This is a genomic window from Roseateles amylovorans (assembly GCF_025398155.2).
GTDB lineage: Bacteria > Pseudomonadota > Gammaproteobacteria > Burkholderiales > Burkholderiaceae_C > Roseateles > Roseateles amylovorans.
Genome location: NZ_CP104562.2, coordinates 3,767,944 through 3,778,889, shown reverse-complemented (window position 1 = coordinate 3,778,889; position 10,946 = coordinate 3,767,944). Strand labels below are relative to the sequence as shown.

Sequence of the window (10,946 nt, the reverse complement as noted above, 5' to 3'; positions counted from 1 at the left end):
AAAGACAAGAGCCCCGCCAGCGGCGGACGGTGCAGGCGTGCGAGGACCGGGCATGGCCAGCGGGCCGGAGGGCGGGTCTGCATCGTACGACGGTCGGGGCGTCAGATACTGGGGACCATGTCGACCGAAGTGCCTCAGGACGCCGCCGCCGGCGTCATTCCGCCCGCCGCCTTGCGTCCGGTGCTCGACCCGGCCACCCGCCGCTACCTGCCCTGGGTGGTGGCGTTGGCCTTCTTCATGCAGACGCTGGACACGACGATTCTCAACACCGCACTGCCCGGCATGGCCCGGGACCTGGGGGAGAACCCGCTGCGCATGCAGTCGGCGGTGGTGGCCTATCTGCTCACGGTCGCGCTGCTGATCCCGGCGTCCGGCTGGCTGGCGGACCGCTTCGGCACCCGCAGCATCTTTTTGTGGGCGATCGGCCTGTTCAGCGCGGGCTCGCTGCTCTGCGCCCTGGCGCCCAGTCTCCAGTTCCTGGTGATGGCGCGGGTGGTGCAGGGCGTGGGCGGCGCGCTGTTGGTGCCGGTGGGGCGATTGGTGGTGCTACGTGCGTTTCCGAAGGCGGAGTTCCTCTCGGTGATGACCTTCATCACCTTGCCCGGGTTGGTCGGGCCCTTGCTCGGTCCGACGCTGGGCGGGGTGCTGACCCAATACGCCAGCTGGCACTGGATTTTCCTGCTGAACCTGCCGGTGGGCCTGGTGGGCGGCTGGGCCTGCCGGCGCTACATGCCGCAGCTCAAGGGCCCGGCCGGTGCGCGCTTCGACTGGGGCGGCTATGCGCTGTTCAGTTTCGGGTTGATGCTGCTGTCGCTCGCGCTGCAGGGCTTCGGCGAGCATGTGGTGAGCGCAGCGATCTGCCTGCTGATGCTGGTGGCAGGCGTGGCCTGCATGATGAGTTACTGGCTGCATGCCAGCCGCACCGAAACGCCGCTGTTCTCGCCGGTGCTGTTCGCGGTGCCGACCTTCCGCATCGGGCTGATGGGCAACATCTTTGCGCGGCTGGGCAGCGGCGCCACCCCGTTCCTGACGCCGCTGTTCCTGCAGGTGGGACTGGGGTTCACGCCCAGTGAGGCGGGGCTGTCGATGATTCCGGCGGTGTTGGGCGCGATGTTCACCAAGACGCTGGCGATCCGGCTGATCCGCTGGGCGGGTTATCGGCGGGTGCTCATCGTCAACACCTTGCTGCTGGGCGCGCTGATTGCGAGCTTTGCGCTGATTCCCCGGGATGTCGGCCATGTCTGGCTGGCGATTCATCTGGGCACCTTCGGCATGGTGAACAGCATGCAGTTCACCGCGATGAACACGCTCACGCTCGGCGACCTGGATGAACGCACCGCCAGCAGCGGCAACAGCCTGCTGGCGGTGGTGATGCAGTTGTCGATGAGCCTGGGGGTGGCCACTTCCAGCGCGTTCTTGCTGATGTTCGCGCAAGGCGTGCCGCGCACCGACGGCGAGGCGATGGTGCCCGCGTTCCACGCTACCTACCTGGCTCTGGGCTTGATGGCGGCGATGGCGGCCTTCATCTTCCATCAGCTTCGGCGCGACGAAGGGACCTCCGACGAGAAGAGCGACTCCCGGTTGGTGGAGTAAGGCTCAGCAAGAAAAACGGGGCATCTTGCGGATGCCCCGGAGGTTGCGATCGATGCTGATGTCGGGGCAGATGTCGGGGCAGATGCCGATGTCGATGTCGAGGTCAACGCCAACGCCGATTTTTCGTCGGCATGACCGTACCGGCCGGCACCGGGGCCGACCGCTATCCGGCGAGTCGGCCCCGGGATTCAGCCGCAGGTCATGCCGGCAGGTCGAACACCAGCACTTCGGCGTCCTGGCCCTTTTCGATCACCAACCCGTCTTCCTTGGCCAGTTGCAGGGCGTCGCCGGCCTCGAGTGCCTCACCGTTGACGGTCAGATGGCCGCGCACCAGGTGCACATAGCTGAGCCGTCCGTTAGCCAACGGCAGTTCCGCCCGTTCATCGCCATTGAACAGTCCGGCATAGAGCTTGGCATCCTGATGGATGGACACCGAGTTGTCCGCACCGTCCGGCGAGGCGACCAGGCGCAGGCGGCCGCGCTTTTCCTCATCGGCGAAGTGCTTCTGCTCATAGCCCGGCGCCACGCCCTGGCGGTCCGGCATTACCCAGATCTGCAGGAAGTGGGTCTGGCCGTCCTTCGAATGGTTGTACTCGCTGTGCATCACGCCGGTGCCCGCGCTCATGCGCTGCACGTCGCCGGGGCGGATCACGCCGGCATGGTCGCCGCCGGGCTTGCCGTTGCCCATGCTGTCCTGGTGGGCCAGTTCGCCGCTCAGGACATAGCTGATGATTTCCATGTCCCGGTGACCGTGGGTGCCGAAGCCGGTGCCGCCGGCGATGCGGTCCTCATTGATCACGCGCAGCGGTCCGAAGCCCATGCGCTGCGGGTTGTAGTAGTTGGCGAACGAGAAACTGTGGAAGCTCTTGAGCCAGCCGTGATCGGCATATCCACGATCCGAGGACTTGATCAGTTCACGCATGTTGTTGCTCCTGTTTGGCTTGCGATGGGCTCACTGTAGGGAAGTGCGCCTCTGCCGAGGGGGAGGGGCGTTGAAGCCAACGTTCAAATAAGATGAAGGCATGTCACAACAAGACAAACGACGGGTGCTGACGCCCGAGGCGCTGGCCATGATGGACAGCATTGCCCGCAGCGGCAGCTTTGCGGCCGCAGCCCGGGAGATGGGGAAGGTGCCCTCGGCACTGACCTACAGCGTGCGCCAGCTGGAAGACGCGCTGGACGTGCTGCTGTTCGACCGCAGCTCCCGCCAGGCGGTGCTGACGGCGGCGGGCCATGAGCTGCTGACGGAAGGCCGCCGGCTGCTGCAGGAGATGGATGCGGTGGCCAACCGGGTGAAGCGGGTGGCCACCGGCTGGGAAAGCGAGCTGACGATCGCGGTGGACGACGCGATCGCGCGTCGGGCGCTGTTCGATCTGATGGAATCCTTCTATCTGCCCGCGGACGACGGCAAACCCCCGCCCACGCGCCTGAAGCTGCGCACCGAGGTGTTGTCCGGCACCTGGGAGGCGCTGCTGTCGGGCCAGGCGGACCTGGCGATCGGCACCAGTGCGCAGCCGCCGGGCAGCTCGGTGGTGTGCGAGGTGCTGGGCCCGATGGAGATGGTGTTCTGCGTGGCGCCGCACCATCCGCTGGCCGGGATCGAGGAGATCCTGACCTCGTCGCAGATCACCCAGCATCGCATCGTGGCCGTGGCCGATACGGCGCGGAATCTGGCGCCGATCACCGTGGGCGTGGTGCCGGGGCAGGAAGTGCTGACCGTGCCGTCGATGGCCACCAAGCTGGAAGCCCTGTTGCGCGGACTGGGCTGCGGCTTCCTGCCGACCTCGATGGTGCGGCGGCAGGTGGAAGCGGGCCGGCTGGTGATCAAGCCCACCTATCAGGGCAAGCGCATTTCACCGATGCAGTACGCATGGCGCAATACCGGCCATCCACCGGCCAAGGCGCTGTCCTGGTGGTTGAAGCAGCTGCAGAGCGAAACCACGCGGCGCGCCTTGCTGGAGCAGCATGAAGGGCTGCTGTTGTGACGCTGGCGGAGCGGGCGTCGGGCGGCTTGTCGGAGCCGCCGTCGGAGCGCACTTCGGGGCACACGACGGAGCCAACGACGGAGCCCACGTCGAGGCCTGCGTCGGGGCCTTATGTGGGCCGCTTTGCCCCATCGCCCACCGGTCCGCTGCATGACGGATCGCTGGTGGCGGCCCTGGCCAGTTGGCTGGATGCCCGGGCCCATGGCGGACGGTGGCTGATCCGAATCGAGGATGTCGACGGTCCACGCTGCCCGCCCGGCACGGATACGGTGGTGCTGTCCCAACTGGCCCAGGTGCGACTGCTGCCGGATGAGCCGCCCATCTGGCAATCCCGACGCGGCGCGGCCTACCAAGCGGCACTGGATCATCTGGTGGGCTCGGGCTGGGCCTATCCCTGCGCCTGTTCGCGCAAGGACATCGCCGAGGCGATCGCGGCGCGCGGCGACGAGCGGGCGCGCCATGGTGAGCTGGTCTATCCGGGCACCTGTCGGCATGGGTTGGCCGGCAGACCGGCCCGCGCCTGGCGTTTACGCACGACAGCCACGTTGTCGGATGAGCGGGATCGTCGGATCGACTGGACCGATCGCCGGCTGGGGCCTCAATCGCAAGACCTGACCCTGGACGTGGGGGACTTTGTGCTCCGGCGTGCGGACGGGCTGTGGGCGTATCAGTTGGCGGTGGTGGTGGATGACGCGTGGCAACAGGTGACGGATGTCGTGCGAGGTGAAGACTTGGCTGACAACACGCCGCGGCAGGTTCACCTACTGGAACGACTGGGTCTGCCGTGTCCTCGCTACCTTCACACGCCATTGGTGCTGGGCGACAACGGCGAGAAACTTTCCAAGCAGAACGGCGCACAGGCGCTGGATCTGAGCGATCCGCTCGCGGCCTTGCAGCGTGCCGGCGCTTCGCTTGGGCTCCCGCGCTTGTCCGCCGATGCCATCGGAGACTGGCTCGGTCAGGCGGTGAAGGCCTGGCCGTTTCGATCCTAGGCGCAGGCTGGCGCAAGGGCGTCGTGCTGGCGCAAGGTCGTGAGTCCTGGCCTTGGCCGGGAACTCGTCCGGTCGACAGACTCCGGTGCCCCTGGCCCCTCCTGTCTTGTCCATCTCATGCGATCCACTCCGTCCACCGCGTCCACCCCGTCCACTCCGCCCACTCCGCCCACTCCGCCCACTCCGCCCACCGTATCTCTCTCGACCCTCTCATCTGTTCTCTCGGCGCTCATCCCGGGTTGCCGCAGCAGTCTGGCTCGGCGCCTCGCCACGTTGGCGGCCTGCTGCCTGCCGCTGGCCGTCGCCCCCTCGGCCATGGCGCAGACCCTGTCCACCCTGCCCAGCGAGCCCGCGCCGGGACGGGGCGTGATTCCCCACATCAGCAGTCACCTGGCCGCCATGCCGTCGTTCTTCGAGCTGGACAAGCAGCCGATGGAGCAGGTCACCCCGCTGATCTTCCGCCAGTACGTCCACGGCACCGAAGGGTCGATCGTGAAATGGACCTTCAAGAAGGGGGCGGTGGTGCCGCTGCACCATCAGCCTCATGAGCAGCTCACCTGGATCACCCAAGGGCGCTGCGAAGTGTTTTCGCAGGGACGCAAGTTCGTGATGACGGCCGGAACCTTCATGCTGTTCCCGCCCAATGTGCCGCATGAGTTCCATTGCACCGAAGACACGGTGAACATCGATTTTTTCGCGCCGCGTCGGCAGGATTGGATCGATGGGGTGCAGCCGCCTTCAGCCCAGGCGTCGGCCCAGGCGGCGGCGCAGGCGCAGGCGGAGAAGCGTCCTTAAGCTCGCCGGGCCCTGGCGGCCCTGGGGCGCCGGACGTGGTGCTTCTCTGTCTGTACGCGCGCTCGGCAGCGCCCCACGCGGGCACACCGGTGGGGCGTCGCTCATCCGTGCGGCCCAAGGCCCGGCGGCACGTCAGGCGCGCGCGCAACTGGCATGATCTCGGTTTCCAGCTTTTTCGAATCAAGGAACACCGATGAAGACGACCGCCAGCGGCCTGCAGTATGACGACACCACGACCGGCACCGGCGCCACCGCGCGCGCCGGCCAGGACGTGAAGGTCCATTACACCGGCTGGCTCTACAAAGACGGCCAGAAAGGCGCCAAGTTCGACTCCAGCAAAGACCGCGGTGAACCCTTCGAGTTCGAACTCGATGGCGGCATGGTCATCAAAGGCTGGGATGAAGGCGTGCAAGGCATGCAGATCGGCGGCACCCGCGTGCTCGTCATTCCGCCCAACCTGGGCTACGGTGCCCGCGGCGCCGGTGGCGTCATCCCGCCCAACGCCACCCTGATGTTCGAAGTTGAACTGCTCGGTGTGAGCGGCGGTTCGGAAGCGGTTGAACTCAACAACCTGGTCAAGACCGACAGCGGTTTGCAGTTTGAAGACACCGTGGTCGGAGAAGGCGCCGTCGCCGAAGCCGGCAAGCGCGTGACCGTCCACTACACCGGGTGGCTCTTCAAGGACGGCCAACGTGGGCGGAAGTTCGACTCCTCCAAAGACCGCCGCGATCCCTTCCGCTTCCACCTCGGAGGCGGGGAAGTCATCAAGGGTTGGGATGAAGGCGTCCAAGGCATGAAGGTCGGAGGAACGCGGTTCCTCGTCATCCCCTCCGAACTCGGGTACGGCGCTTACGGCGCCGGGGGGGTGATTCCGCCGCATGCGACGTTGTTGTTTGAGGTGGAGTTGGTGGCGGTTTAATTGGCTTTGGCCTTGGCCTTGGCCGTGGCCCTGGCCTAGGGGGCTCTTCGGGTTTCGCCGGGAGCCCCACAGTTCGCTGCACCCCGCCGGGTCTCGCCCCGGCAGGCGAGTTCCTTTGTCAGCCGACAAAGGAACCAAAACGGCTTGGGTTCGACCCTTTTGCACTCGCTACCCATTGGTCGTCCCTCTCTCGCTTTTCGCTCGCGAGACTCCTCCGACGATGCCCTGCCACCCCCACCACCGCCTTACTCGCACCGCCTCTCTCTAAACGCTTGCCCGCTGATCGCGGGACGCGCCAACCGTTCAACGCATTCCTTCACCCATCTCCGACACTCGCCCTCGGCGGGCTCGTTCACGTAAGGCCCTCCAACACCGCAGTCTGCACACCTCGCTGCATCACCCCCTTAGCCTCCACCACACAGGCTCAGATCGCAGTGGTCCCCAACACTTCGCTCCCCCTCCCATCCATCGACCGCGTCACCTCCCTACGGGACATCCATCTCATGGTCACGCCACCTCGGTAAGGCACATCCACTGCATGGCCGCACCACCTCGGTGAGGGATATCCACCCCATGGCCGCGCCGCCTCGGTCGGGATCATCAATTTCATGGGCCCGCCATGCGGCGCGCATCAATGCAGTCCGTCCGAGGCGGTGGAGACCCTGAACATGCCTCCGAGCGGGGCGCTTTCCTCCCTCTAGCGCTCGGCAGCGCTCGACCGCTTTTATGCAGCGTCGGCCGCCCGCTCAGGACTTTCCCTGAGCCGTGATTTCGACAGGGATTTCTCACACAGCACGTTCCGTATGTAATAAAAATACATCTGCCTGCTTGATGTTTTGGGTGTGGCGGCAGGATTGGCGATCAATTCTGTACTTAAACAACATACGGAGACAGCGATGAAGCAAGGTTTGAAGCCCTCGGCGTGGCGCGTCGTGGCGCGGTGTGGGTTGATGGCGACGATGGCGGTGGCGGGGTCTGCAGTGCAGGCGCTGAACCCCAAGGACACGTCGGTGCAGATGTTCCAGTGGAGCTGGAACGACATTGCGACCGAATGCACCCAGTGGCTTGGGCCGCAGGGCTTTGGTGCCGTGCAGATTTCGCCGCCTGGCGCGTCGAAGGTGGCCAATGGCTGGTGGGGCGTCTATCAGCCGGTGAACTACGCGAACCTCACCAGCCGCATGGGAACGCCCGCCCAGTTGCAGTCGATGATCAACACCTGCCATGCCGCCGGCGTGCGGGTGTATGCGGACATCGTCGTCAACCAGATGGCCGACGGCGCCGGCACCGCCACCGATGGGTCGACCTGGAACGCGACCTCGCTGAGCTATCCGTACTTCAGCGCCAATGACTTCCACGGCAACTGCACCATCGCCGATGCGGACTACAGCTCGCCGGCCGGGCGCAGCAATGTGATGAATTGCCGGCTGGGCGGTCTGCCCGATCTCGCCACCGAGAACAGCTATGTCCAGGGACAGATCACCACCTACCTCCGCACGCTGCTGAACATGGGGGTGGATGGCTTCCGCATCGACGCCGCCAAGCACATGCCGGCCAGCGCCTGGCAGACGATCATGGCGTCGGTCCGTTCGACGAATCCGCTGACGCAGGCCGGCGAACCGATCTGGCTGACACAGGAAATCATCAACGACGGCGGCGTGAACCGGGCGGACTACCTGCCCGTGGGCACGATCAACGAGTTCCAGTTCACCTACGCCATGCGGGACATCTTCCGCGGCAACAACGGGCTGAGCCTGTCATCCATCCCGTCGGTGATGGGCACCTGGGGCAACTGGGGTGGCACCTGGGGCTTCCTGCAGCCGCAGAACGCCACGGTGTTCATCAACAACTGGGACACGGAGCGCAATGGCGGTTCATTGAATGCCAGCAACTTCACCGGCGCCATCAACGACACCCAAGGAACCAAGCGCTACGACCTGGCCAATGTCTTCATGCTGGCACAGGGCTACGGCGAAGTGCAGTTGCACTCGGGCTTCCGCTTCACCAATGCAGACAGTGACCGTCCGACCGTCAGTCCTTATGCGGGCGGCGCGCCGCAGATCAATGTCAACTGGGACTTCATCCACCGCTGGGCACCGATCGCCAACATGGTGAAGTTCCGCTCGGCCACCAGCGGGCAGGCACAGAGCAACTGGACGGTCGGCAACAACCCCAACCAGGTGGCCTTCAGCCGCGGGAATGTTGGTTTCGTGGCGCTGAACAACAGCACCGCTGCCTGGACCCGAACCTTCGCCACCGGCTTGCCCGCGGGCAACTACTGCAACGTGATCGATGGCAACCGCAACGGCGCCGGGACGGCGTGTACCGGCAGCACGGTCGTGGTGGATGCCAGTGGCAATGCCAGCATCACCGTCCCGGCCAACGGCGGCAGCGTCGTGCCCGCCGTGGCGATCTACACCGGGCAGACAACGTCCGGCTCGTCCGGAAGCGGCTCCTGTGCGGTGACCTTCACGATTGCCAATGCCAACACCACGTTGGGACAGAACCTCTATATGGTCGGCAATCAGACCTCACTGGGCAACTGGACGCCGGGCAGCGGGTTTGCCTTGGCCATCCAGGGATCCGGGGCCAATGTCCCCTGGTCCGGGACCGTCAATCTGCCTGCCGGTGCGGGTGTGCAATACAAATACGTGAAATGGAACGGCAGCAGCGCGGTCTGGGAAAGTAACCAGTCCACATCGAGCGGAAATCGTGAGTTCACCAGCTGCGCCTCTGGCGCGGTCAGCCGGGCGGATGGGAATTTCAAACCCTGACCCTTGAGGGCCCGCATCGGGCAGGGCACCTCGGGTGCTCTGGGGTGCGGGCCGAAGCAGTGTGTCTTCGATCCGCTTTGGCGCTGCGACGTACTGACCCGAGCTATGCGACATGGCGACCCGTCGAGACCTGTCTCGCCGCACGCGCAGCACCTGTCGCACGTGTTTCCACCACTTCCTTCATGGAGCGTGCTCATGACCTCATTGATGACAAGCATCCCGTCGCTCATTGTGTTGATTGCAGGCCTGAGCTGCGGAGGCGCCTGGGCAAAGGACCGGGACGAGCGATTGACGCTGAGTGACCGCACCACCTCGGCGAAGGGCCAGCTCAAGGGCCGAGATGGCGTGCGGTATTCCTTCGAGGCCAAGCCTGGTCAGCGGCTGGTGGTCCGGTTGACCACGACAAATCCCAGCGCTTACATCAACGTCTCCAAGGAGGGCGGGACCGAAGCCTTGTGCCAGGGCTCGCTGACTGAGAACGTGTGCACCGTGGAGGCTGCTGAGGCGACGGCGTATGTCGTCGACGTCTACTTGATGCGCAACGCGGCTCGACGAGGGGAAAGCGCACGCTATACCCTGTCCATCGAGCCGACCGCAGTCCATACCGAGAAGTCCGGCTGATCACTTCACGCGAGCAGGGACGGGCGCCGCCGACTATCGTTGCGAACAACGAGAACCCTGCAGCGATTCCACAACGGCTCATCAGCGGCATCAGCGACATCAGCGACCCCGCCGCTCGGAGGGCAGGGCTTCACCACCGTCCTGCGCGGCGATCAGCCCCAACGCCTGGACGCCAGAAGCCACGTCCTCCAAGCCCCCACCGGCGAGGCTGACCTTCGGCGCCTTCCCCAACTGCGGAAAGTGGTTCAGAAGCGACCGCTCGTACCCCGGGTCGTAGTGTTCAACGACGAGTTCCCGAAAGACGGACGCCCAATCCCCATCCTGCGCGAGCATCTGCCACCGCCCGACGCGTTCGCGCCCGCGCAGGGCGATGAGCCCTTCGAGGAGCCGGCCGAACCCGGCGGGGTCTGACTGGAAGTGTTGATAGTCTTCGAGCAGCAGCTGCACGCGCCCATCGAGTGCCATCTCGACCCAGACGCACCGCGCCTGCGACCTGAGCCGCGAGTGAAGCGACTCGGGCAACTGCACCCCGCCGATCTTCCGGCTTTCGCTTTCCACGAACACCGGCCGACTGGTATCCAGGGCCTGCATGGCTTGCCACAGCGCGGTGTCGAACGCTTTCTGACTGGGTTGCGGCTGCCCGGGCAGCGCTCCGAGGATGGAGCCTCGATGCCTGGCGAGGCCTTCCAGGTCGAGCACCTGATGGCCGGCTTCGCTGAGCGCATGGAGGAGTCGGGTCTTGCCGGTCCCGGTGCGTCCGCAGAGGACGATGAAGTTGATGGTACCGGGCTGGGAGCTCAGGGTCCGGATCACTTCCCCGCGAAAGGCCTTGTAGCCTCCCACGAGCTGAAGCGATTTGAAGCCGATCTGGTTCAGGAACCAGTTCATGGCGCCCGACCGCTGCCCACCGCGCCAGCAATAGACCATGGGTCGCCAGTGCTTGACCATCACCTCCCGATGCTGGTCCAAATGGCGTGCGATGTTGCGCGCCACCAGGGCGGCGCCGACCTTGCGGCCTTCGAGCGGATCCTGCTTGTAGAGCGTCCCGACCTGATGCCGTTCATCGTTCTCCAGCACGGGCCAGTTGACGGCCCCGGGCAGGTGGTCTTCAGCGAATTCGGCGGGCGACCGCACATCGATGACGGTGCTGAACTGCGCGAGCCGATCGAAGGCGTCGGCGGGTTGGATGACGTGATACTGGCTCATGCGGGGGGAGGGGGTGACGGCCGCGCCGATGCAGCGCCTGTGGGCAGGAGCGCCCGCGCAGAGG

9 protein-coding genes and 1 pseudogene are annotated in these 10,946 nt (G+C 65.5%); 8 read left to right on the top strand and 2 right to left on the bottom strand.

Annotated elements, in window-relative coordinates:
• Window positions 1–117: 117 nt before the first annotated feature.
• Window positions 118–1,593: a multidrug transporter subunit MdtD gene (mdtD, locus tag N4261_RS15625; RefSeq protein WP_261756211.1), complete on the top strand. Its 1,476-nt coding sequence runs from the start codon at window positions 118–120 to the stop codon at window positions 1,591–1,593.
• 199 nt (window positions 1,594–1,792) lie between these two features.
• Here the strand turns inward: mdtD and N4261_RS15620 are convergent, their stop codons facing one another.
• Window positions 1,793–2,515, bottom strand: coding sequence for a pirin family protein (locus N4261_RS15620; protein WP_261756210.1), 723 nt, complete (start codon window positions 2,513–2,515; stop codon window positions 1,793–1,795).
• Between the two features lie 100 nt (window positions 2,516–2,615).
• On the opposite strand from N4261_RS15620, the gene N4261_RS15615 reads away from it, so the two are divergent.
• The 7 genes and pseudogenes from N4261_RS15615 (at window position 2,616) to N4261_RS15585 (ending at window position 9,676) form a co-directional block, all read left to right on the top strand.
• Entirely contained in the window at window positions 2,616–3,578 is a 963-nt protein-coding gene (locus tag N4261_RS15615) for a LysR substrate-binding domain-containing protein (RefSeq protein WP_261756209.1), read from the top strand.
• 113 nt (window positions 3,579–3,691) lie between these two features.
• A complete protein-coding gene (gene gluQRS / locus N4261_RS15610) occupies window positions 3,692–4,570 on the top strand; it encodes a tRNA glutamyl-Q(34) synthetase GluQRS (RefSeq protein ID WP_261756208.1) in 879 nt (292 codons plus the stop codon).
• Between the two features lie 315 nt (window positions 4,571–4,885).
• Window positions 4,886–5,365 carry a cupin domain-containing protein gene (locus tag N4261_RS15605; protein WP_261756207.1) on the top strand — a complete coding sequence of 160 codons (480 nt, stop codon included), beginning with the start codon at window positions 4,886–4,888 and terminating at the stop codon, window positions 5,363–5,365.
• A 193-nt stretch (window positions 5,366–5,558) separates the two neighbouring features.
• Window positions 5,559–5,903, top strand: a pseudogene (locus tag N4261_RS15600) (FKBP-type peptidyl-prolyl cis-trans isomerase); the annotation flags it as partial.
• Between the two features lie 33 nt (window positions 5,904–5,936).
• A complete protein-coding gene (locus N4261_RS15595) occupies window positions 5,937–6,284 on the top strand; it encodes an FKBP-type peptidyl-prolyl cis-trans isomerase (protein WP_261760726.1) in 348 nt (115 codons plus the stop codon).
• Between the two features lie 896 nt (window positions 6,285–7,180).
• Entirely contained in the window at window positions 7,181–9,055 is a 1,875-nt protein-coding gene (locus N4261_RS15590; protein WP_261756206.1) for a carbohydrate-binding module family 20 domain-containing protein, read from the top strand.
• Between the two features lie 195 nt (window positions 9,056–9,250).
• Entirely contained in the window at window positions 9,251–9,676 is a 426-nt protein-coding gene (locus N4261_RS15585; RefSeq protein ID WP_261756205.1) for a hypothetical protein, read from the top strand.
• A gap of 99 nt (window positions 9,677–9,775) precedes the next feature.
• On the opposite strand, the gene mnmH is transcribed toward N4261_RS15585, so the two are convergent.
• Window positions 9,776–10,882: a tRNA 2-selenouridine(34) synthase MnmH gene (gene mnmH, locus N4261_RS15580; protein ID WP_261756204.1), complete on the bottom strand. Its 1,107-nt coding sequence runs from the start codon at window positions 10,880–10,882 to the stop codon at window positions 9,776–9,778.
• Between the last annotated feature and the right edge of the window lie 64 nt (window positions 10,883–10,946).